Raw genomic sequence first — 22816 nt, forward strand, 5'->3', positions numbered from 1 at the left:
AAAAAGCGGCTGCGCAGTATTATTTCTGCGCAGCCGCTTCTTCTTTTCCCCTATAAAAGGTTAAAAGCAAACGGAGTATTTTTAATGTTTCTGGAGAAGTGGTAACGTTCGCTTTTGCTTGTAGATTCCAACCCATTTATCATACTATTCAAAGGAATCTATGAGCAACGGCGATCGGAAGAACATTCAAAATACGCAGTTTGCCCTTTTAACCTCCCCCCCCTTATGTCTCATACAAAACCTGCCCCGTCATAGACAAATCATACCCGGAAATGGAGCGAAGCTCATTCTGGAAAGCAGGGGAGTTCAGGATGCTTAGAACAGCTGCAATCCATGCCGTATTCTCCGGCTTTTTCAGCAGCACAAGATCGTATCGCTCTTGAATGAGCGGAATAAAGTCCACATTGTCTACGATATTAGCGGCCTTCTCAATGCCAACCCCAACATCGGCTTCCCCCGTGGCAACCTTCCCGGCAACCCCGATGTGATTGCTTTCCTCATGTTCGTAACCGGTAAGCCGATCTGCTTGAATTCCGTGCAGGCGCAGCTGTTCGTCGAGCAGAACGCGGGCGCCGGAGCCTTTCTCCCGGTTAACGAACCGGAGGCCGGGCCGTCCAAGATCCGCCCAGCCGCCAAGCTGGAGCGGGTTCCCCTTCGCAACGTATAGACCTGCGCGGCGTTTGAGCAAATGAACCACTTTATAGGAGGAGCCAATCAGCAGTCTCCGGATGTAGGGGAGGTTGTACTCTCCCGAATCGCCATCCAGAAGGTGGGTGCTGACAATATCCGATTCTCCTTTGTACATGGAGATTAGGCTATCCAGACTGCCGACATACGAGCGTAAGGGGCGGATGCCGGGTATATGTTTTTCCATATGCTTCGCAAGCAGATCAAGGCTGACATCCTGGCCGGTAATGACAATCGGGCGGTTGCCGCCTACAGGAAAGCCGGGAGAAGGCAGCGGGATACTAGGTACAGCAAGAGGAGCTTCCGTTCCTTTTCCGGCATTTTTCGTCTTTTGTTTATACGCTTCAAGATCGGATGCATCTATCCGCATCTGCTTGCCGACACGGTAGGAGGAAAGCTCGCCTTTCTTGATCAAATCGTAGACGGTAAGCTTGGATACTTTAAGAATCTGGGCGATTTCTTCGGTTGTATAGGAAATGTCATCGGCCATTAAAGTCTTCACCTTCAATTCAACGGTTTGGCCATATTGTAACATAACAAACAACTCTATTGTGCTTAGGTAACAAAAAGTCGGCATTCTATTGGATTGCATTATGATATATGGTATAAACTAGTTATAAATAGATATAAACAGATATATTTGGAGGAGATCGGATGAGTAAAAAAATGAAAAGCAGTTTGGTTTTATTAGGTCTTTCTATTATGGTTCTCGTTATGGCGGCTTGCGGCAACAACAATAACGCATCTGGCAATAACGCAACCGGAACCAACGCAATAAGCAGCAATGCCAGCACAAATCCAGCAAACGATACTAAAGATGAACCTGAGACTAAAGTTGAACTTACGATATCCGCGGCCGCCAGCTTGACGGATGCGCTTAACGAGATTCAAAAAACGTATGAAGAGAAAAATCCGAATGTGAAGCTGAATTTCAACTTTGGCGCATCCGGCGCTCTGCAGCAGCAGATTGAACAAGGGGCACCCGCTGACTTGTTCCTGTCCGCATCCTCGAAGAACCTTAAAGCGCTGGTAGACAAGCAGCTGATCGATACGGATAAACAAATAAACCTGCTCAGCAATAAGCTCGTTGTGGTTGTACCGGGTGACAGCGGCGCAGCGCTTGCAACGGAGGCCGATCTGACCAAAGTTGAAGTGAAGCATGTCGCAATCGGGATTCCGGAAAGCGTACCGGCCGGCAATTATGCGAAAGAATCGTTAACGAACGCGAAGCTGTGGGATTCTCTTCAATCCAAAGCCGTGCAAGGCAAAGACGTTAGACAAGTGCTTCAATATGTGGAGACGGGCAACGCGGATGCAGGCTTTGTCTACAAAACGGATGCTTTGACTTCGGATAAAGTAAAAATTGCTTTTTACGTAGATCCGGCAACCTACACGGCAATCCAATATCCGATCGGAGTCGTGAAAGCAACAAAGCACGGCAAGGAAGCGGAAGGCTTCTACACCTATTTGCAATCGCAAGAAGCGCTTGATGTGTTCGTAAAATACGGTTTCTCAGTACCCGAAAAATAATAAACTTAACAATTAACGGGCAACTTCTTTCAATCGTCTTGATGCCCTTATGCAGCCGCGATCTCTGATCGCGGTTTTTTTTGGTTAATTTTCAGGAAGATTATGCAAACTAAAATTATCCTATCCTTGCCAGAGGTATGCGAATGACTTTTTCTAAAACATTGCGAAATATGATCGTTAAGGAATCGGCGAACAAATCCCAACCGGACAAGCAACCTCCGCCTGAACAGGATTCCGAGCCGCCTACTCTCGCGCACACGCTTGATGAGTTTAAAGAATGCAGCGATATTACGCACCGGACGTTTCCGGATCATCAGGTTGATCTCGTGTACTTTGACCAAATGACGGACAAGGATAAGCTCAGTAGGCATATCCTATCACCGCTGTTGAGTGGAAGCGATGAGGATATCGCCTTGATGCTGAATCATTTGCAGCCCTTCAAAACAACCAGCAGCAAGACGTTAATTCTTGATGTTTTATCCGGCGGCATAGCCGTATTTCATGGTCCGGATGCTTATGTGTTTAACGTGTACAGCCCGGAAGCAAGAGCGATCAGCCAGTCCGAGACGGAGACGGTTATTACCGGTCCTCACGATGCTTTTACCGAGCAAATCAATGCCAGTCTTGCGATGATTCGCGCACGGCTGAAGAGCTCTCATCTAAAAGTGATTAAGCTGTCGGTTGGCGAGGTTACCAAGACGGATGTGTACCTGCTCTATGTGAAGGATATCGTCAATATGAGGTTTGTTGAAGAAGCGAAAAAACGGATCCAGCAGATCGAGGTTGACGCTATTCTCGATACGAATATGCTCATTCAATACATGGATGACAGCAAATATTCGATATTTCCGCAGTATTTAACCTCCGAGCGTCCGGACGCCATTGTCTCAAAGCTTGTTGCCGGACGCGTAGCAGGTCTTGTGAACGGAAGCCCGTCGGTGCTCACATTGCCTACTTCGTTTTTCGAATTTTTCTCATCGTCCGACGATTACTATCAGCGGTGGATATTGGGCAGCGCGATCAGACTGCTCCGCTTCATCGCGTTTCTAATTACAATCAGCTTTACCGCTCTATATGTATCCGTTACGACGTTTCATTACGAGATGATCCCGGAGAACCTGCTGATGACGCTTACCGAATCCAGGTCAAGAGTGCCTTTTCCACCGTTATATGAAGCGTTGCTCATGGAAGTTACGATCGAGCTGCTGCGCGAGGCAGGAGCCAGACTTCCTACCAAGATCGGTCAGACGATTGGTATCGTAGGCGGTATCGTTATCGGGCAAGCCGCTGTTCAGGCGGGACTTACCAGCAACATCCTGATCATCGCCGTGGCCTCGTCAGCTATCGCCTCTTTCGTCATTCCGAGCTATGTGATGAGCGCATCAATCCGGCTGATCCGTTTTGGTCTAATTTTGTTAGCCGGCTTCTTTGGCAATCTTGGATTGGTGTTTGGCATCGCGGCTATCGTCATTCACTTAAGCGGGTTAACCAGCATGGGATCTTCTTATCTTAATCCGGTTGCTCCGTTTGAGCCAAAGGACTGGAAGGATATGTTCATTCGCGCTCCGTTCCAGTCGTTGCGGGAGAGACCGACGCAAAGCGCATCCCCTAACAAAGTGCGAAATAAAACCAAGGAGTGATTGCCATGAATTCGGAGACGCGGGAAAAGCTCTCCCCGTTCCATACCACAATCCTCGTCTATATGATTCAAACCGGTGTGATGGCTCTTATCCTTCCCCAACTGCTCGCAGAGACGTTTGGAACCAACGGCTGGATTACGGTACTGGGATTTGGGCTAATCTCAGCCGTAAACATCCTCTTGATCGGTGCGGTATATAAGCTGGGAAAAGGACGTTCGATCTTTCAGATTCTAGCGCAGTCGATCCCCAAGTTCGTGCTGGTGCCGTTTTATTTGGCAATTGCTATAAACTGCGGGATGCTTGGATGCTTGGCCGGGAAGGAATATATTCTAATCTTCCAAATGTATGCCTTTCCGACCACGAATCCGATGGAATTCAAACTTATCATGGATATCCTTGTGTTTTGGCTGCTGACAAAAGGCTTATATAACATCTCGAAAGCGGCAACCGTGTTCTTCTGGTTATTTGCGTGGATGGTTCTTTTGCTGTTCTTTTTCTATGTAGACTTTAACTGGTCAAGATTAACGCCTTTTCTATTCAAGGGCGGACATTTCAGTTACCTGGAAAGCTTCGATATTTATTCGTCGTTTCTTGGTTATGAAATCCTACTTCTTGCGTTTGGCTATATGAATCAGAGGACGAAATTCGTAAAGTCTGCCTTAATCGGCAACGGTATGACTACTTTGACTTATTTCTATCTCTCCATGATTACATTTGGAATCTATAGTCTAGGGCAGTTAAAAAACAAGGCTTTTCCCGTGCTTGAAATGTTAGCCTATATCCGCTTTCCTTTTATGGAAAGGATGGAAAACCTACTGTATGGTTTTATTCTGTTTACCTCCTTATTCTCGATTGTTATGTATGAGTGGTGCGCTCTGGAAATGCTGAAGCAAATCTTCCCCAAGCTGAAGAGCAATTTCCTTGCTTTTATAGTGATGGCGATATGTTACCTAATCGCTTTTATCCCGGACACTCTTAACGAGGTGGGGGATTGGTTAAGTACGTTAAGTTTGATCGAATGCGGGATTGCTTTTGGCTTGCCGGTGCTGCTGATTATTCTACTTATGTTTCAAAATATGGGGAGTAGTTCATCTTATGAAAAGAATGCGAATTAGCTTGCTGGCGATGCTCATGCTTATGGTCCTTTCCGGCTGCGATTACCGGATTCTGGAGAGAATCGGCTTCACCTATGCCGCCAGCTATGATACCGCACCGGAAGATCAGGTGGAGATTACCATTAGCGTGCCAAGAGCGGAGCCAACGATAAAAGTAAAGAGAGAAATCCATTCCGCGGTCGGCAGAAGCTCGAAGGATGCGAGAGTTAAATTTTCCAATGAGACAGACTTGCTGCTTGTTAACGGCCAGATTCGCGTTTTGTTATACTCGGATACCCTTGCACGCAAAGACCTATCCAATGAAATCAATAGTATTCTAAGGGATACGTCTATATCGCCGCTGGTTAAGATTACGTTGGTAAGCGGCAACGCAAAAGCCTTGCTGATTAAAGACTATAAACAGCATCTGTCCACAGACAAATATATAAACCGCTTATTGGAGAAAGAGAGCACCAACCATCGTATCCCGAAAACAACCCTTTATGAGTTCGAGAGGGATTACTACGATGACGGGATTGATCCCGTTGCTCCCATTTTGAAGGAAGTCGGCAATGATGTTTCGGTCGATGGCATTGGGTTGTTTCAGGATTATAAATACGTTGCCAAAATTCCGAACAAGGATTCCTTGATATTTTCCATCTTGCGGGGGAATTTTAAGAAAGGCGATATGAGCCTGGATCTCGGCAGCAACAAAGAAAAAGGTTCCCATGAGTTTATCATGTTTTCTTCCGTTCTTAGCACTAGAAAGGTGCATGTTGATCATAAAGCAGACGGAACGACTCATGTCACTATAGACGCTAACTGCAAAGGATCTGTTCACGAATACATCGGAAACAAGAAATTAAGCAACGATGCCCAAAGACATGAGGTAGAGAGCAAAGTCTCGGAAATTTTGTCGGCTAGGGCCAATCGTCTTGCCAAGCAGCTGCAGCAGCACAGGGTGGACAGTCTGGGAGTCGGTGTTTATGTCCGCAACAGCATGTCGTACGAGGCATGGAAGAAGCTAAATTGGCGCGAGGAATATCCAAAAGTGGAGATCGAATGCAAGCTTCATTTTAAAGCGAAGGATTATGGGAGAATAAGGTAAACAAATAACAAGCCCGCTGCAGGCCCCGGCCTGCAGCGGGCTTGTTTGCGTTATTGCATCGAACGGTAAGGCGTGGAATGCATACCTTCGTTTTGGGAGTTGAAGTTCGAATACGAATGTTGCGGTTGTTGCGATGCATATCCCGTGTTGTAAGACGGAGTATGGGTATTAAACGATTGAGAGATCGAGGAGTTTAACTGAGTGTGAATCATGCTCTCCACTTGTCTGCAAATTTGCGAAACTTGTTGAAGCTGTTGAATAGCCGTTTGGTGGCCTTGAAGAGCCGTTTGAATGATTTGAGCCGCTTTTTGCTCGCGTGCTGCGAGTTCTTCAAGACGTTGCGCATTTTGCTGTTCTTGCTGAAGCAGCATTTGATAATTTTGGCTGGCTTGCTGCGTTTGGTTAACGAGCTGTTGAATCACTTGCTCACATTGATGAAGGGACTGGCTTGCTTGATTGTTGTTAACGAATTGCATGTCTTAATTCCTCCTTTGGTTTGACGAACACGTATAGAATCCCTACTTGGACAATTGCTATTCATTTTTTTTCTCCGTTATAAATTGAACTCGAAAGGACATTCTAATAAGCGGTGGTCAACATAATCCCGACTTGTTTACTTGGAGGAAGTAATGGAAAAGAAGAAGCAATTAGATCTGGCTTCCATCGCAACAATTCCTTTAACAATGACTTTGGCGAATTCGATTTTGATCCCAGTCCTGCCTTCCATGCAGAAAGCGATGGGAATAACCGCGGTACAATCCAGTTTGTTGATTACGGCTTATGCGGCTGTTGCCATCTTATTTATTCCGATTGCCGGATATTTGTCAGACCGCATTGGCAGGAAAAAAGTGATTCTTCCCGGGCTGCTGCTGGTTGCGGCAGCAGGTGCCTTTTGCGGCTTTGCCGCTATTTCATTTCAAAAGCCCTATGCTCTTATTATGGCGGGAAGGTTAGTTCAGGGGCTGGGAGCGGCAGGTTGTTTTCCTGTGGTGCTTCCGCTTGTAGGGGATTTGTTCAAGAGGGAAGAGGATGTAAGCAACGGACTTGGCATAGTTGAAACAGCAAATACATTTGGCAAAGTGCTTGCTCCAATTATAGGCTCAGCTTTAGCGATGTGGACCTGGTATATGCCCTTTTGGTTCATTCCGGTGTTCAGCCTAATTTCGTTTATACTGGTTGCCATATGGGTTAAAGCGCCCAAAGATAAAAAACCGGCAGTTCCGTTTAGCCAATTTGTGCGCGACGTTATTTCCTTATTCCGTGAAAAAGGGAGATGGATTTGGGGCGTGTACGTAGCGGGCGGAATCAATATGTTTGCGATATTTGCCTCCTTGTTTTATTTGTCGGAGATTCTGGAAGAACGGGGGAGTCACGGGATTGTGAAGGGCTGCCTCGTTGCGATTCCGCTTGCTGCCTTATGTTCAACATCATGGGCCATCGGCAAATGGATCGGTCAGAACAAGAAGCTTATGAAATGGATTAGCGTCATTGGATTCGTTGAAGCAGCAGGCTGCCTTGTATTTCTGGCCTTTGGGGTGCGGGATTCTATCTGGTTCATTATAACTCTTCTCTTCGCAGGCTCCGTTGGCCTTGGGGCGGCATTGCCAACCCTCGATGCGCTTCTGACGGAAGGGATTGAGAAGGAGCAGCGCGGGACGATTACTTCCATTTACAGCAGTATCCGTTTTCTTGGGGTTGCTGCAGGGCCTCCTTTAGCTGCGCTCCTAATTGAACATTCGAAACCCTCTTTATTCTGGCTGTTAACGGCTTGCTGTATTGCCGCCGCTTTAATTGCACTGCTCACAATTAAGCCAAAGCAAGCTTAACCCGTTATATCCGGGCGGATCCCTTCATACCTTCTAAAAGAATGGAACCCGGAGGAGGGATCAGCTGTTGGCTAGGTCTGAATGGTATGAGCATCGCTTCTGGCTGCAAATTATGGGGGATCATGGGAGGTTTATTCTAAATACTTTATCGCCTGTAGAGAGCAACGATATTAAACTGGCCAATTATTTTATAACGGCGTTTGATCAGTTGCTTGAGTATGCGAGACAGTCTTCGTCGGAGACGGATTGTTTATCCATCAGTCGACAGGCGCTTGATTTAACGATTGAGCTCCGGTCCTTCAAGTTGAATTTGCTGGAGAGAAGCCTCCTTGGCAAAGTGACAGTCATGCTGACCCCGACTTTTCTGAATCATATGGTCAATGAGCTGGAAGAGTATCTTCGGATTCTGAAAGAGCTTGTTGCAGGCAAGCCTGTTCCCGTCTTTGACGCCCTTCATCATGATTTCTTATGGTTGCCGGACGCGGCTGGCCATGCGGCCGCCATCGGCAGCGATCTGGATTTTGTCGAAAAGCCGATGATCAAGCGGACGCAATTGTTCGAGGAACGGTTTAACCAGCTGTATTTAAAGAGTGTGGAAATGGCAGGCTATATGAGAACGGAACTTAAGGATTTTCCCGCTTTCCGGCGGCTTCATAAAGAAGTGGATATAGAGATGAAGCTGTTTGTGGGCTTTCTGAAAGAGCTCGAGGAGCTGGAGATAACGGATGAGGTGCTTGACCGGATCAGCCCGTTAATGCCGGATCATATGATGAGGGAAGAATGTTATTACCTTACGAAGCTGGCCCAGCTGGGGCTCGTTCCGAATCCGAACTGCCAAGCGGATAAACCGCGTGTTCAGCCCTGATGGTGGAATGACTATCTCCTGATGAGATAGTCATTTTTTTATGCCTATTATCCGGCAATAGTGGTTGCTGATCTGAATGAGGACGGCGATAATGAAATTATAATTGTCTTGACGAAGGGGTATGGGACAGGCGTTAATGCGCAAGAGCTCCATATCTTAAATGAAGATGATCTATCGGAGTTAACGGTCGAGAACCCCCTCTATTACATAAGCAAGCATTCTCATTCAAGTATTCAGAGCATTGGCGATAGGGTGAAAGTCACTGTTGAAGTTGATGGACAAACCTATAAGAAGGACTACGCGAAATCTAATGCCGCCACCTGGAATGATAAAGTGTGGTTTGGTAACATCTTGAATTATACCGTGATGGATAACAAGCTGGTTGCTCTGGTACCAGGCAACATATCTCCTGCAGAATACCCGGTCACCATAAAGCTCGAATACGGGAAGGATCTTAAGGTAGCCAAATCGACGATAATAGAGGCAATAGGAGATGACCGTTGATGTTTCTAAGAAGCGTGGAGATCAGGCGGGACGAGAATGTAAATGAACGGGTGTATCCGTTTACGATACCGGCGATCAAGTCGATGGACAGGCTGCATTTCCGTTCAAACGTAACGTTTCTGGTTGGCGAGAACGGCTCGGGCAAGTCGACCTTGCTTGAGGCCATTGCTTATCAATGCGGTTTCCATACGGCTGGCGGAGGCAGGAACAACGCCTATGAGGTGGATGCTTCGTCGGCGATACTGGGCAACGCCATCAGGCTGGCTTGGATGCCAAAGGTGACGAACGGGTTCTTCCTGCGTGCGGAAACCTTTTATCATTTTGCTTCTTATATCGACACGCTTGAACCCGATGTGTTAAGCAATTACGGAGGCCGTTCCTTGCACCAGCAATCGCATGGGGAAGCTTTCTTGTCGCTATTCAAGCACCGATTCGGCAAAAAAGCGATCTATCTCCTCGATGAGCCCGAGGCGGCGTTATCTCCGGCAAGGCAGCTCGCCCTCATGCGCGTTATTAAAGATTTATCGGAGGACGCCCAATTTATAATCGCAACGCATTCACCGATTCTTCTAGGGTATCCGGATGCGCAAATCTATAATTTTGACGAACAGCCCATTGAGGAAATTGCTTACGAAGATACGCTGCATTATATTGTGACGCGCAGATTTCTCGAGAACCGGAAAACGGTGCTTAAAGAATTGTTTGAAGACTAACGAGCGGTTAGGGGGGAGATTGCAATCGTGGAGGACCAATGGAGAATTGCCGAGCATAATCCGCTGTGGCTTGACATGTTTCAAGAAACAGCCGCAAGACTTCGTACAGCCCTAGGCGATATCGCATTAAGAATTGATCATATCGGATCAACTTCGATCAGCGGTTTGGATGCAAAGCCTGTTATCGATATTCAAATTTCTGTCTCCAGATTGGATGAGCTGGATGGTTATAAATCCAAGATTGAAGAACTCGGATTCGTATATAGAGAAGACAATCCTGACTTGTCAAAGAGATATTTCAGAGAGGCTCCCGGTACTCGCAGAACCCATATTCACGTGAGGCAGGCAGGAAGCTTCTCGGAGCAGATGAGCCTGTTGTTCCGGGATTATTTGCGGCAGCATCCGGAGGACTGCCTGCGTTACGGGCAAGAGAAGCACCGCTTGATGGAGCTGTACAAGCATGAACGAATCAAGTATGTGGAAGGTAAAGGCCCAATCGTATGGGACATTTTACATAAAGCGCATATCTGGTCGCAAAGCGCCGGCTGGCACCCTGGCGCGACAGACAGGTAAGGGAGGGACAACGGTTGACGCTGACTCAACTGAAATACATCATCGAAGTCGCAAACCGCGGCTCCATTAATGAAGCGGCGAAGAGGCTGTTTATTTCGCAGCCAACGCTGTCGAACGCGATTAAGGATCTGGAAGAAGAGCTGCAGCTGGCGATATTCGAACGTTCGAATAAAGGAATTTCCCTTTCCAAGGAAGGAGTAGAGTTCCTCGGCTATGCCCGTCAAGTGGTGGAGCAAGCGGAGCTGCTAGAGGGCCGATACTTGAACAAAAAGCCGTCTCCGCAGCATTTTTCGGTATCCACGCAGCATTACGCTTTTGCCGTAAATGCTTTTGTTAGTCTGGTGCAGGAATACGGGCAAGAGGAATATGAACTGTCGCTTCGGGAGACGAAGACCTACGAAATTATCGAAGACGTAAAAAGCTTGCGAAGCGAGATTGGCATCCTTTATCTGAACGAATTCAACGGCAAAGTCATCAATAAGCTGCTCAAAGACTCGAATCTGCAGTTCACGAGCCTGTTTACGGCCAAGCCGCATATTTTCATCAGCATCAAGAACCCTTTGGCGAAGCAAGCCAAGGTAACGATTGACCAGTTGGACGAGTTTCCCTATCTCTCCTTTGACCAAGGGGAATACAATTCCTTTCATTTTGCCGAGGAGATTCTCAGTACGTTATCGCATAAGAAAAGCATCCGGGTAAACGACCGCGCGACGTTGTTTAACCTGCTGATCGGCTTGAACGGATATACGATCTCGACCGGTGTCTTGAGCGCGGATCTGAACGGAAACGAGATTATTCCGGTGCCGCTCGATATCGACGAAACGATTAATGTAGGCTGGATTGCGCATAGGAGCACCGCGTTATCCAAGCTTGGAGCCGCCTATGTCGAGGCCTTGCATCAGGCGATTGCGCCAGCTCCATGATATAGCTTTTGGCTATAACTAGATATAGCATTTTACAGTTACACTATAACTCGAAATCCATGATATCTTTCTTGTAACAAATATTGAGGAGTTGTTGCAAGATGGCAAAGAGCAGTGTATTGGGGTACCCTCGAATCGGTGAAAACCGTGAATGGAAAAGAGCGCTTGAAGCATTCTGGGCAGGCAAGCTGGAGGAATCCGAGCTTCACAAGCAGCTGCAGGAAATTCGCTTGAACCATCTGCGCAAACAGCAGGATAAAGGCATCGACTTCATTCCGGTGAATGACTTCAGCTACTACGATCAAGTATTGGATACTGCCGCTATGTTCGGAATCGTTCCGAAACGGTTTTCCTATAACGGCGGTCCGGTTCCGATTTCCGTCTATTACGGCATCGCCCGCGGCACGAAAGACGCTGCGGCAAGCGAAATGACAAAATGGTTCAACACGAACTATCATTACATTGTTCCGGAGTTCTATGGCGCGCAGCCAGCTCTCACGGAAAATAAACCGCTTATCGCTTACCGCGAAGCGAAAGAAAAGCTTGGAATCGAAGGCAAGCCGGTTATTCTTGGACCGTTCTCCTTCCTTAAGCTGTCGAAGGGATACGGCCGCTCGGAGGTCGACTCCTGGCTCTCGATCCTTCTTAAGCTGTATGTGCAGGTTCTTCAAGAGCTTGAGTCGGCAGGCGTTCAATGGGTGCAAATCGATGAGCCGGTCCTGGTGACGAAGCTGAGCAATGATGACTTGGCACGCCTTAGAACGGTATACGGCAAAATTGCCGAAGCTGTGCCTGGTCTAAATATAATGCTTCAGACGTATTTCGAATCGGTTGACCAATACAAGGAAATCGTTAACCTGCCTGTACAGGGCGTTGGCTTAGACTTTGTACATGGATTAAAAGGCAACCTATCCGCGATTCGCCAACACGGCTTCCCGGCAGACAAAGTGCTTGGCGCCGGCGTGATTGACGGCCGCGGCATTTGGAAGGCATCGCTTGGGAAGAAGCTTGAGCTCTTGAAAGAGCTGCAAGGATTTGCGTCGGCTGACAAGCTGCTCGTTCAGACTTCCTGCAGCCTGCTGCACGTACCGGTGACAACAAAACCTGAAACGAAGCTTCAGCCTGAGCTGAAAAACGCGCTTGCCTTTGCGGATGAAAAGCTCGATGAGGTCGTTCTGCTCACGCAAGCATTGAACAATGGGGAAGCTTCCGTTGCCGAAGCGCTTCAGGCTAACCAGTCGGATGTTGGCGCATTGGAGAAGTCCGCTTCACGTAACCGTTCGGATGTTCAATCCGCGGTAGTGCGTATTGAAGCGCAAGTACCGGCAAGAAAATCTCCGTTTGCGGCGCGTAATGCGGCTCAGCAGGAGAAATGGCAGCTGCCGTTGTTCCCAACTACAACAATCGGAAGCTTCCCGCAATCGACGGAAGTGCGCAAGGCGCGCCAATCGTGGCGTAAAGGCGAATGGAGCAGCGAGCAGTATTCGAGCTTTATTCATGACCAGATTGATGCTTGGATCAGCTATCAGGAAGAAATCGGACTTGATGTGCTTGTACATGGCGAGTTTGAACGGACCGACATGGTTGAATTTTTCGGCGAGAAGCTTGAAGGCTTTGCGTTCACGCAAAACGGCTGGGTGCAATCCTACGGCTCCCGTTGCGTGAAACCTCCGGTTATTTTCGGAGACGTAGCTTTCAAGGATGCGATGACGGTCGAAGAGACCGTGTATGCGCAATCCAAAACAAACCGTCCGGTGAAGGGCATGCTTACGGGTCCAATCACGATTATGAACTGGTCCTTTGTCCGCGACGACATTGAGCGCGAGCAAATTGCCTATCAGCTTGCTTATGCTCTTCGCCAGGAAGTGGAAGCACTTGAGAATGCCGGAATCGGCATGATTCAGGTGGATGAGCCGGCTGTACGGGAAGGTCTGCCTCTGAAGGAAGAGGAGCAAAAGCGTTATCTGGATTGGGCGGTTAAAGCGTTCCGCATGACAACCTGCACCGTTCAGGACACCACTCAAATTCACACTCATATGTGCTATTGCGAATTCCATGACATGATTGATTCGATTGAAGAGATGGATGCGGATGTCATCTCCATCGAGACTTCCCGCAGTCACGGCGAGCTGATCCACAGCTTTGAGGTGAATACGTACAAGCATGGCATCGGCCTTGGCGTTTACGATATTCATAGTCCTCGCGTTCCGGATGTGCAAGAAATGACAACCATGATTGACCGCGCGCTTCAAGTTCTTGATCCGAAGCTGTTCTGGATTAACCCGGACTGCGGATTAAAGACACGCGGCAAGGAAGAAACCATTGCTTCGCTGCGCAACATGGTGGAAGCAACCAAGCTGGCGCGCGACAAGTTTACCGTTAAAGCTTAAGATGGAATACGGAGACTCTACCTTATAGAATGGTAGAGTCTTTTTTTTTGTCCTTTTTATCTTTTTTTTCATATTTGGGCTAAAGGTGTTACAAAATAGAGTTGATAGCCGTCTTATACATGTCAACGTTAAGCCCGGGGCAAGCGTTAAGGCAATTGAATATCAGGGAGGCAATGGAGAATGAACATTTCCAATCCGGCGCCGGATTTGTTTAAAGATATCTTTCATAAGCATTATCCGTCCGTACTTCGAAAATTAATAGCACTCCTGCGGGATCAATCGGCTGCAGAGGATTTGGCGCAGGAAGTATTCCTGAAATTATACAAAAATCCGCCGTCAAGGCCGGAAGCCGTTGGTGCATGGCTGCATCAGGTTCTAACGAGAAGCGCCTACGATTATTTGGATCAGAAGGCAAGAGAACGAATGCTGGTGCAGCGTCAGGAGAAGCAGCTGATGACAGAGCCGCAGACCTTCCAATCGGGAGAGCAGGCTGTAATCCAGCAGGATGAGGAACAGCGGGTTCAGGGCTGGCTGAACTCATTGCCCGAAAGGGATAGGGATTTGCTGCTGCTCCGTTACTCGGGATACAGCTATTCGGAAATCGCGCAGGAATTAAACGTGCAGCAGCCTCAAGTAGGCATGCTTCTGAAGCGGGCGGGAGAACGATTAAGAAAGCAAGCGTTAAAGCATGAAAATCAATGGTCGCATGAATAAGGAGAGAGAGCAGATGACAAATCATCCGATTGATGAACGGAAGCAAGGGAACTTGTGGGCTTCGAAAGAGACGAACGACGCTTGGGCAAAGCTTGAGCTTAAATTGAAAGAACAAGAAGCTTCTCCGGTCTGGGGAGCATGGATGAAGGAAGGCGTTACAGCGGAGGATACGGAGCATAAAGCCGCGGGTCCATCTCCCATGCTCGGAAAGGAACGAGACGCTTATATGGGGAAAGTCGAGAAGCAGGAACGCCATGCAGCCAAGCCGCTGCCTTCCCCTTATCGCAGCTGGTTGAAGAAGCATGGCATAAAGACCGGCGTTGCCGCTGCCGCCGTATTGATCTGCGCGGCAATCGCAATCCCGTCTACGAATGAAGCGCTGGCTTCCATTTTGGGCAAGTTTAAGATGAACCAGGTTGCGGTAGTGCAGGAGGACGATTTCAAAACGGCATTGGAAGGCATCTTCGGAAGCAATGTGTCGGCGGAATCGAGCAATAAGTTTGGTCAATTCGAGCGTACCTTCACGGGTGAGGACGCCTCCGATTTAACGGTAGCGCAAGCGCGCGAGAAGTATGGGATCGAACTTAAGGAAAAGCTGGATCTGCCATACGGCAAGCAAACCGATCTCCAAATTTATGGTCAGCAAGGGCAAGCCATTACTCTTCGATTAGATGTGGATGAAATCAATGACGTGATGAAGAAGCTTGGAGCGAAGCAATTGCTGCCGGCTTCCGTAGACGGCAAAGCGATTACGCTCCGGACGGGTCAAGGAGTAAACGCCGATTACCACTTCATGGACTCAAATGAGAAATCGCATTATGTCGCGGTCAACGTCATTCCGGTTCCGGTTGTTGAGATGGACCCGTCTATTGAGGCGGAAGACGCCTATGAAGCTTTGATCCGATTCCCTGTTCTGCCGGCTAACCTGAAAAACGTATTGATGCAAAGTACCCGGATTTCCGAGGGAGAGGTGCCTTTCCCGATTATTACTAACGGAGATGTGACGAAATCGGTCGTGAACGGTACGGACGTATATTATGAGAACAGCAAAAACTATTGGGCTGGCTGGAACGCTACTTGGGTGAAGAACGGTCAAGTCACTCAAGTTCAAATGTATGACGCCAATACGCGCGAAGATGCCGAATTGATTGTGAAGGAACTGATTGCCCAATGAGTTATGCCATCGAAACATTCGGTTTAACGAAAAACTACGGGAATGGACGTGGCTGTCATGATGTCACGCTACGCATTCCTGCCGGGGAAGCCTTTGGCTTCCTTGGCCCTAACGGGGCCGGCAAGAGCACCATTGTCAAAATGCTGGTAGGGTTAACGACGCCAACGGAAGGGAAAGCGTTATTGTTTGGCCAGCCGGCCGGTTCAGTGGAAGCCAGACGGCGCATCGGCTATTTGCCGGAATTATTCCGTTATCCGGGATGGTTAAGCGGCGAAGAGGCGATGCGTTTCCATGCCAAGCTTTGCGGATTAAAAGGGGCAGAGGCCAAGCGTCGGATTAACCGATTGCTGGACGAGGTAGGGATCGGACAGCGGGGACAGGACCGGATAAAAGGTTATTCCAAAGGGATGCAGCAGCGGCTTGGCCTTGCCTGCGCGCTGCTGGGCGATCCGGACATCGTATTTCTGGATGAGCCGGCATCCGCTTTGGATCCAGTTGGACGCCATGAAGTACGTGAGCTGCTCCAGCGTCTGCGCAAGGAAGGGAAAACCATTTTCCTGAACTCTCATCTATTAGAGGATGTGGAGCTGTTATGCGATCATGTGGCGCTGCTGAACAATGGCAGAATACTGGCTGACGGGCGCGTATCGGATGTACTCCGGGCTTCGACCCGCTGGCGCTTCCGGGTAGGCGGTATGACTCCCGAATTGCTCGACTGGCTTCGCGAAGCAATGATTGTACCGGTCGATATCATTCCGTGGGAAGACAGCGACACGCCTGCTTGGGGAGAACATTGGCTGGAGGCCGAGCTTGCCGAGGACGAGCAAGCAGGCTATTTTAACCGTCTGCTGATTGAACAGGGACTGGCTTTATACGAGACGCAGAAAGTGAAGTCAAGCCTGGATGAATGGTTTTTACAGGCAGTATCGGGATTGGAGCATAGGGGGGAAAACCGGTGATTGCCGTATGGATGTTAACCTGGAAAGAGCTGATACGCAAAAAAGTCACTCTAATGACTTTGCTGCTTACGGTTTTGTTTTGGATCGCCTTTTATTTTATCGCGCAAAGCGCGGGAGCGTCGGTATCCCGATACGAATCCGGCATTATAAGCTTGGATAATTTAATTGAACGCTTCAGAGGAAGCGCTATTTTGCTTTGGATCGGTTTTTTCTTCGCCTCCTTTGCTACGGGTTTTCTGGCTATATTCAGCTCTGTGGCTGCTGTTACCGGTGAAATGGAGCATGGGGTGCTGCAATCGGTCTTCGCTAGGCCGATCAAACGCACCCGTTGGTATTTGGGCCGCTGGCTCGGGTTTGTTACGTTTTGTCTTGCTTATGCGCTTATTTTATTCGTATCCATCCTTGGTATCGTAGCTTACGCGACGGGTGTTCACCCGGATTGGCCCTCCATTGGGCCGGCGTTTGTTTTATTCGTCACCCCGGTGCTGCTTATGGTTACGCTGACGATGCTTGCATCCTGCTGGCTTGCGCCGCTTGGGAACGGAGTTGCCATGGTGCTGCTCTTTGGGATGGGCTGGCTGGGTACCATGCTCGACCGGGTTATGGCAGCCGGTATTTTCGCATCCAATGATTCGACAAAAACAGCCGATACGATGGAAACGGTGTCGGGGCTGATCCGCCTTCTTATTCCAACCGATGCGCTGCAGCAGCGGATGCTGTCGGACTTATTCCAGGTCAAGAACTTGGGCCAAACTTTCACGTCCAGGGATTCTTTAGGTTATTTTTCAATCGTAAATCCGCCATCAGACGCTTTCATATATTACACCGCCGTTTATTTCGTATTTTTCCTAGCGGCAGGTTTGTTTGCCATTCGACGGAAGGACTTTTGAAGCAGTATGTTTAATGATTGGAATATCCCGGTCCCCGTAATGGGGACCTTTTTTTATGTCGGAATGGACCTGCTGAGGCGAATCTGGGCGTCGATTTTTTGACCTGATCGGAATCAGCATGGTAAAGTTTTTGTATCGATCTCAAGCGATAAAATTTTTAGCAGTTCAAAACAGGAGGAGTCTATGGCAAATACACATGTTTATTCGAAAAATGAAGAAAAAGCTAATGCAATCACCCATGGGGTTGGAGCCGGATTGAGTATTGCCGCTCTGGTACTTCTCATTGTTAGGGCAAGCTACATTGGCGAACCATGGCATATCGTATCGTTTATCCTATTTGGATTTTTTATGGTTATTTTATATATGTCCTCGACCCTATTACATAGCTTCCCGGAAGGAAAAGTAAAAGACTTATTTGAAATTTTTGATCATGGGTCGATTTATTTGTTTATTGCCGGCACCTACACACCCTATCTGCTCGTTACGATAAGAAGTCCGCTCGGTTGGAGTTTATTTGGCGTTATTTGGGGCATAGCGATTGGCGGCGTTGTGTTTAAATGTTTCTTTGTAAAGAAGTTTCTATTTCTATCAACGCTTGGTTACGTCGTTATGGGGTGGATGATTGTCTTTGCATGGGGGGCTTTAGTTGACCATTTAGCACATGGCGGACTCGTATTTCTGGTCATCGGCGGCGTGTGTTATACATTCGGCAGCATCTTTTATGTATGGAGGGGATTCCCTTACCATCATGCTGTATGGCACCTCTTCGTTATTGCCGGAACGATTTGTCATTTTTTTTCGGTCTTTTTATATGTTTGAGAAGAAAATTACCCATTTTGGATTTTTTTGAAAATAGAGGGATGAAAGCTTGATGCTGTCATGCTATAATGGGTTATCTTGCATGTTTTGGGAGGTATCTAATTAGACATCATGTGGACCTAATTTCCTGTCGATCATGATTTTCGAAAATGACGATAAGTGATAAGAGCTCAGCCTACGCGCGGAGCGGATTAGGATACGTGTGTCTATTGGAGAGAACTCCTTTCACCTTGTATGATGCTGTTTATTAGCGTCTATTTAGGGTGGGTGTTTTTCACGCTATTCCTATATCCGCATATCCTTAGCCGCAGGCGCGCCCTGCGGTTTTTTTGAATTCTAAGCGTTTATATGCTGTGCTAATAAACATCGCTTAGAATTCATCGGATTGAAATGCGCCTCGCCACCAGGGATGGCGGTAGCCGTTTCACCTTGTCATTCGACAATCATAGCCCCTGTCAGTTGTTCAACTAAACTAGAAGTGGTGATTGGAATGACAATATTATCGTTACGCGGAATTAATAAAAGCTACGGCGACACAAATGTGCTCGTTAACGTAGACGCCGATCTGGCAAGCCAAGAGCGTGTCGGGTTGGTTGGGATGAACGGGGCTGGCAAAACAACGCTGGCCAATCTCATCTTTGGTACGATTCTTCCAGACAAAGGGAAGATCACCTTCCACCGGGATCAACTGCGAATCGGTTATTTGCTGCAGTCGACCTCGTACACCGTTAGTACCTTCAGCAAGATGATGGACCCCTCAGATGAGTCGCATGAAACCGAGCAGTTCCTAAAGACTACGAGTCAATTCGGATTGCACAAGGTGAAGGAGTGGGATGGGTCGCGTTTAGCAGGGTTGAGCGGAGGAGAGAAGACGAAGCTGGCCATTGCGCATATTTTGTCCTCGAAGCCAGATCTATTGCTGCTCGACGAACCAACGAATCATTTGGATTTTGACGGCGTCGATTGTCTCGTTCAAGAGCTTAAACAGTATAGTGGAACGTCAATTGTAATATCGCATGACCGTTATTTTCTTGATCAGACGGTGGACCGGATTATCGAGCTGCAAGATGGCGTATCGACGTCGTTTCCGGGCAATTACACGTTCTATCGGGAGGAAAAATCCCGTCGCTTCCAGAGTCAACTGCATCAGTATGAAGAGCAGCAGAAATACGAGCAAAAGATTGAAGCGGAGATTAAACGGTTGAAGACTTGGTCAGAGAAAGCGCATCGCGAAGCCGGCAAAGTTGGAAAAATGGCCGAAATGCGCGCTGGAGTGAAGGAATTCTACCGCAGTAAAGCCAAAAGCATGGATAAACAAATCAAATCCCGCATTCATCGCCTGGAAAAGATTGAACTTGAAGGCGTGAAGAAACCCATTGAGGAAGCAAAGGTGTCCTTTGGCTGGGATCACCCGGACAAACGCGGCCGACGAATCGTAGAAGCGCAGCGGATTAGCAAGTCTTATGACAGGCGCTCCTTGTTTAAGGAAAGCTCATTCTATTTGCAACGCGGAGAGAAGATCGGCTTGCTTGGACCTAACGGCTGCGGAAAAACGACGCTTATTCAAATGCTGCTGGGGATGAAATCGGTCGATTCCGGTCAGCTATGGATTAGTCCAACAGCCAAAGCCGCGTATTTAACGCAGGATGTATCGGATCTCAGTCAACAGCAAACCGTACTCGAACTGCTGCAGGAGAGCCATGAAGTCCGCAGCGATATTGGGAAAGCACGGACACTGCTGGCCAGTATGGGCTTCGATGCTTCAATGCTGCAAAAGCCGATCGCCCAGCTAAGCCTTGGTGAACGCACGCGGATCAAGCTATCGCTGCTTATGATGCGCGAGCAAGATTTGCTCATCCTGGATGAGCCGACCAACCATCTCGATTTGGCAAGCCGGGAGCAGCTTGAAGAAACGTTATCCGAATACCGAGGAACGTTGATTGTGGTCTCGCATGACAGATATCTGATGGATAAAATCTGCACGAAGCTGCTTGTCTTTCAAGACGGTATTATTAAGCGGATTGAATCGGGCTATGAAGCGTTTCGCGAGCGGGAGCACAGTATGCATGCTGCAGGCGAAAAGAACGAGCAGCAGCTGGAGGAGGAGAAGTTGGTTATCTCGAATCGAATCGTTTTTGTGCTTGCGGAATTAAGTATGTTGAAGCCAACTGACATTCGGTACGCGGAGCTAGACGAAGAATATAAGCAACTGCTCGCATGGAAGAAGCGGCTAAGAACTTAAAAACAAGAAAATGAAATGAAAGGCACCCGCCCGCCAGGCGAGTGCCTTTCTATTCAGAATATTAGATTTTTAACTGGTTACTTAAATTTGTTGTCCACTGTTTATGAACCTCCATGGAAGGACAAGAAAAAGCAGCTTCAAAGTCGTTTGGCGTTCTTATGATTTTATTTAAACCTTCCAGTCCGTACTCTTGTTGGATGAACTCACAAAGAAGGAGGGAGAATTGAAAGCCTTTCATTTTCTCAAAGTCCCAAGTATTATTCTCCAGTTCTGAAAATGTTGGGATATCCCCACGCTTAACCAACTCCATAGTCGACTCATATATATATTCTCTTGTCATGAGCCCTGCTTCATAGCCGCCTATCCCTTGATACAGCCACTTTGGCGCTGATGGATTTATATCTTTAACTAACCATATCGTAAAGAGATGCACGGTCGACTTTAGAATGGATTGATAAGTGTGCTCTGGGCCTGGATTTAAGGGGGAAGCCATTTTTATCGTATCTGCTTCAATTATTCCCATAAACCAATCCGGGGCATCGGGTTCGTTTACGGCTTGATGAAAAGAGCTAAAATCCGGATAAATCTCAATGGTCAATTTTTTTGATGGATGATGCTTTAACTTTAAGCAAATTTGATCAACGTTAACTCTTAAGTGTTCGATAATATCTTGATAAATTTTATTATCCGATTTAGTCGCATTTGTTGTTCCGGCATTTTTACTCTCGATAGATATCGTGTCTATAATGGACATTATTTTTTGAGCCTCCCGGTCATCAAGTTCGTTTCTTAGCTTCGTTAATGCCCGATATAACCGATTTTTTACGGCACTAATCCGCATACCTACAAGTTCAGATATTTCCTTAAATGTGCAGCCTACATCATAATGAAGCGATATTATTTCACGATCGAGTTGGCTAAGTTTAAGCAGAGCCGCAGTAACGTCGATTCGCAGTTCAACATTTTTTGCGAACTCAACCGTAATAAAGCGGTTTTCCATCTCCAACATATCTACCGAAGTTTCTAAGTTTCGATCTCTTTTTCTGAACTCATTTTTTAAAAGGTTGTAAGCTATATGGCTTATCCAAGTGAATACGCTTGATTCTCCTCGAAAAGTGTTCCAGTTTTCCAAAGCTTTGACAAATGCTAGCTGCGTTGCGTCCTCTGCTGTCTGGTAATCGACCTTCAGAGAGAGGTACCGCAGTATTTTTTTATAATATTGCTCGAAAATTTTATCGAATTCGTCGTTGGGCCCAGACACAGGTGAACCTCCTTTGTTTTCACATATGATTAGACACCAGAAAGTCGTAAATAGCCACATAAACGGAAAAAGTTTTTTTATAAAATGCCGTGCCCGCCATAAACAGCTCGAGTTAATAAACTAAAAGGGAGGATAGCGTAATAAATATAGTTGAATCAACAAATTACAGTTCGGCAGCGGGAGGTTAGTTCAAGGAAAGGGTGATCACAATGGATAAAATATTAGAAGCGCTTCTTGGAGGATTTAAGAAGCAATATTCGAAATCAAAAGCAATTATTCCGCCAAAGGTATATGATGTATCACCTCAAAGTAAGAAAGAAATATTCGACATGAAATTCCCTGGCCTTTATATTTTTTATGGCCAGACGAGTTATTGCTCCAAAAAAAAGATACTTTATGTTGGTATAGCCGGCGCAAATAGTGGTGTTGGGAAAAGAGTTCAGAATCAAATCAACAACCGTAAATCGAATTCTGATTTTCAAAAAAACATGAAGGAGTTGGGGTATGATGGAGTTATTCACTATGACACGGCTGGTTTTCTAGACAGTACGAAAGCGACAGTCTTATTAGAGGAGATACATATCGTTGAGTTTGAGGGGGAAGAAAACCTGAAGCTTGTTGAGATGTTCCTTTGTATCGAGGAAGAACCTCTTTTTTGTAAAAAGCACATTACAGAATCGATGAAAGATCGGCATAAACGTTATATAGAAGAGTGTGAGGACGAGGTACTCCAAGCCGACTAAACTTAATATGAAAGCGAGTCTCGATTGTCTGCCTCTCAAACTGGAAGTCCGGTTGATAATGTTGATTGAATAACTAACGATCGTGAAGGAGTTGTCGCGGACAACTCCTTTTTATATTCGCTTCACCTACCGATTAACTTTCTCTTAGTTAAATCAATTGT

Annotated in this window: 21 protein-coding genes; 18 read left to right on the forward strand and 3 right to left on the reverse strand. The window is 47.2% G+C overall.

The genetic code is table 11. The features are described 5' to 3' along the window. Positions 1-223 precede the first annotated feature (223 nt). Entirely contained in the window at positions 224-1177 is a 954-nt protein-coding gene (locus WFK81_RS06235) for a helix-turn-helix transcriptional regulator (protein ID WP_336786425.1), read from the reverse strand. Positions 1178-1341: 164 nt separating this feature from the next. Here WFK81_RS06235 and modA point away from each other — a divergent pair, with 164 nt between their 5' ends. From modA to WFK81_RS06255, 4 genes are all read left to right on the forward strand, one after another. Beyond that, complete coding sequence (gene modA / locus WFK81_RS06240; RefSeq protein WP_336785596.1) at positions 1342-2217, forward strand: molybdate ABC transporter substrate-binding protein; 876 nt, start codon at positions 1342-1344, stop codon at positions 2215-2217. A gap of 143 nt (positions 2218-2360) precedes the next feature. Beyond that, a complete protein-coding gene (locus tag WFK81_RS06245; protein WP_336785597.1) occupies positions 2361-3857 on the forward strand; it encodes a spore germination protein in 1497 nt (498 codons plus the stop codon). A gap of 5 nt (positions 3858-3862) precedes the next feature. Beyond that, on the forward strand, positions 3863-4972 hold the full coding sequence (locus WFK81_RS06250) for a GerAB/ArcD/ProY family transporter (RefSeq protein ID WP_336785598.1): 1110 nt from the start codon (positions 3863-3865) through the stop codon (positions 4970-4972). After that, positions 4953-6059, forward strand: a complete 1107-nt coding sequence (locus WFK81_RS06255) for a Ger(x)C family spore germination protein (RefSeq protein ID WP_336785599.1) — start codon at positions 4953-4955, stop codon at positions 6057-6059. The genes WFK81_RS06250 and WFK81_RS06255 overlap by 20 nt, the downstream gene beginning before the upstream one ends. A gap of 50 nt (positions 6060-6109) precedes the next feature. Here WFK81_RS06255 and WFK81_RS06260 read toward each other — a convergent pair whose 3' ends face one another. Beyond that, the gene (locus WFK81_RS06260) at positions 6110-6535 is read right to left on the reverse strand and encodes a hypothetical protein (protein ID WP_336785600.1); all 426 of its coding nucleotides are present in this window, start codon (positions 6533-6535) and stop codon (positions 6110-6112) included. A 153-nt stretch (positions 6536-6688) separates the two neighbouring features. Between WFK81_RS06260 and WFK81_RS06265 the strand changes: the two genes are divergently transcribed. The 13 genes from WFK81_RS06265 (at position 6689) to abc-f (ending at position 20651) form a co-directional block, all read left to right on the forward strand. Continuing rightward, positions 6689-7885: an MFS transporter gene (locus WFK81_RS06265; protein ID WP_336785601.1), complete on the forward strand. Its 1197-nt coding sequence runs from the start codon at positions 6689-6691 to the stop codon at positions 7883-7885. 67 nt (positions 7886-7952) lie between these two features. After that, complete coding sequence (locus WFK81_RS06270) at positions 7953-8750, forward strand: DUF2935 domain-containing protein (protein WP_336785602.1); 798 nt, start codon at positions 7953-7955, stop codon at positions 8748-8750. A 60-nt stretch (positions 8751-8810) separates the two neighbouring features. Beyond that, positions 8811-9254, forward strand: a complete 444-nt coding sequence (locus WFK81_RS06275; protein WP_336785603.1) for a hypothetical protein — start codon at positions 8811-8813, stop codon at positions 9252-9254. Then, complete coding sequence (locus tag WFK81_RS06280; RefSeq protein WP_336785604.1) at positions 9254-9967, forward strand: AAA family ATPase; 714 nt, start codon at positions 9254-9256, stop codon at positions 9965-9967. Before WFK81_RS06275 ends, WFK81_RS06280 begins: the two co-directional genes overlap by 1 nt. 27 nt (positions 9968-9994) lie before the next feature. Further along, positions 9995-10540 carry a GrpB family protein gene (locus WFK81_RS06285; RefSeq protein ID WP_336785605.1) on the forward strand — a complete coding sequence of 182 codons (546 nt, stop codon included), beginning with the start codon at positions 9995-9997 and terminating at the stop codon, positions 10538-10540. A 14-nt stretch (positions 10541-10554) separates the two neighbouring features. Continuing rightward, a complete protein-coding gene (locus WFK81_RS06290) occupies positions 10555-11463 on the forward strand; it encodes a LysR family transcriptional regulator (RefSeq protein ID WP_336785606.1) in 909 nt (302 codons plus the stop codon). Between the two features lie 101 nt (positions 11464-11564). Next, positions 11565-13853 (forward strand): 5-methyltetrahydropteroyltriglutamate--homocysteine S-methyltransferase, encoded by a 2289-nt coding sequence (gene metE, locus WFK81_RS06295; RefSeq protein WP_336785607.1) that lies wholly within the window; start codon positions 11565-11567, stop codon positions 13851-13853. A gap of 180 nt (positions 13854-14033) precedes the next feature. Next, the gene (locus WFK81_RS06300; RefSeq protein ID WP_336785608.1) at positions 14034-14567 is read left to right on the forward strand and encodes a sigma-70 family RNA polymerase sigma factor; all 534 of its coding nucleotides are present in this window, start codon (positions 14034-14036) and stop codon (positions 14565-14567) included. Positions 14568-14580: 13 nt separating this feature from the next. Then, positions 14581-15741 carry a hypothetical protein gene (locus tag WFK81_RS06305; protein ID WP_336785609.1) on the forward strand — a complete coding sequence of 387 codons (1161 nt, stop codon included), beginning with the start codon at positions 14581-14583 and terminating at the stop codon, positions 15739-15741. Continuing rightward, positions 15738-16700, forward strand: a complete 963-nt coding sequence (locus WFK81_RS06310; protein WP_336785610.1) for an ABC transporter ATP-binding protein — start codon at positions 15738-15740, stop codon at positions 16698-16700. The genes WFK81_RS06305 and WFK81_RS06310 overlap by 4 nt, the downstream gene beginning before the upstream one ends. Further along, positions 16697-17590: an ABC transporter permease subunit gene (locus WFK81_RS06315; RefSeq protein WP_336785611.1), complete on the forward strand. Its 894-nt coding sequence runs from the start codon at positions 16697-16699 to the stop codon at positions 17588-17590. The genes WFK81_RS06310 and WFK81_RS06315 overlap by 4 nt, the downstream gene beginning before the upstream one ends. Positions 17591-17773: 183 nt before the next feature. Further along, entirely contained in the window at positions 17774-18409 is a 636-nt protein-coding gene (trhA, locus tag WFK81_RS06320; RefSeq protein ID WP_336785612.1) for a PAQR family membrane homeostasis protein TrhA, read from the forward strand. Between the two features lie 490 nt (positions 18410-18899). Beyond that, positions 18900-20651, forward strand: a complete 1752-nt coding sequence (gene abc-f, locus WFK81_RS06325; protein ID WP_336785613.1) for a ribosomal protection-like ABC-F family protein — start codon at positions 18900-18902, stop codon at positions 20649-20651. A 61-nt stretch (positions 20652-20712) separates the two neighbouring features. Here abc-f and WFK81_RS06330 read toward each other — a convergent pair whose 3' ends face one another. Then, entirely contained in the window at positions 20713-21912 is a 1200-nt protein-coding gene (locus WFK81_RS06330; RefSeq protein WP_336785614.1) for an RNA polymerase sigma factor, read from the reverse strand. A gap of 209 nt (positions 21913-22121) precedes the next feature. On the opposite strand from WFK81_RS06330, the gene WFK81_RS06335 reads away from it, so the two are divergent. Continuing rightward, positions 22122-22655, forward strand: coding sequence for a hypothetical protein (locus tag WFK81_RS06335; protein ID WP_336785615.1), 534 nt, complete (start codon positions 22122-22124; stop codon positions 22653-22655). The last annotated feature ends 161 nt before the right edge of the window (positions 22656-22816 follow it).

It is taken from the genome of Paenibacillus sp. MMO-177, assembly GCF_037147795.1.
Classification (GTDB): domain Bacteria; phylum Bacillota; class Bacilli; order Paenibacillales; family Paenibacillaceae; genus Pristimantibacillus.

Bases quoted from the DNA above. Each gene is read 5' to 3' on its own strand.
- WFK81_RS06235 (WP_336786425.1), bottom strand. From the start codon at position 1,177: ATGGCCGATGACATTTCCTATACAACCGAAGAAATCGCCCAGATTCTT.
- modA (WP_336785596.1), top strand. From the start codon at position 1,342: ATGAGTAAAAAAATGAAAAGCAGTTTGGTTTTATTAGGTCTTTCTATT.
- WFK81_RS06245 (WP_336785597.1), top strand. From the start codon at position 2,361: ATGACTTTTTCTAAAACATTGCGAAATATGATCGTTAAGGAATCGGCG.
- WFK81_RS06250 (WP_336785598.1), top strand. From the start codon at position 3,863: ATGAATTCGGAGACGCGGGAAAAGCTCTCCCCGTTCCATACCACAATC.
- WFK81_RS06255 (WP_336785599.1), top strand. From the start codon at position 4,953: ATGAAAAGAATGCGAATTAGCTTGCTGGCGATGCTCATGCTTATGGTC.
- WFK81_RS06260 (WP_336785600.1), bottom strand. From the start codon at position 6,535: ATGCAATTCGTTAACAACAATCAAGCAAGCCAGTCCCTTCATCAATGT.
- WFK81_RS06265 (WP_336785601.1), top strand. From the start codon at position 6,689: ATGGAAAAGAAGAAGCAATTAGATCTGGCTTCCATCGCAACAATTCCT.
- WFK81_RS06280 (WP_336785604.1), top strand. From the start codon at position 9,254: ATGTTTCTAAGAAGCGTGGAGATCAGGCGGGACGAGAATGTAAATGAA.
- metE (WP_336785607.1), top strand. From the start codon at position 11,565: ATGGCAAAGAGCAGTGTATTGGGGTACCCTCGAATCGGTGAAAACCGT.
- WFK81_RS06300 (WP_336785608.1), top strand. From the start codon at position 14,034: ATGAACATTTCCAATCCGGCGCCGGATTTGTTTAAAGATATCTTTCAT.
- WFK81_RS06305 (WP_336785609.1), top strand. From the start codon at position 14,581: ATGACAAATCATCCGATTGATGAACGGAAGCAAGGGAACTTGTGGGCT.
- WFK81_RS06310 (WP_336785610.1), top strand. From the start codon at position 15,738: ATGAGTTATGCCATCGAAACATTCGGTTTAACGAAAAACTACGGGAAT.
- trhA (WP_336785612.1), top strand. From the start codon at position 17,774: ATGGCAAATACACATGTTTATTCGAAAAATGAAGAAAAAGCTAATGCA.
- abc-f (WP_336785613.1), top strand. From the start codon at position 18,900: ATGACAATATTATCGTTACGCGGAATTAATAAAAGCTACGGCGACACA.
- WFK81_RS06335 (WP_336785615.1), top strand. From the start codon at position 22,122: ATGGATAAAATATTAGAAGCGCTTCTTGGAGGATTTAAGAAGCAATAT.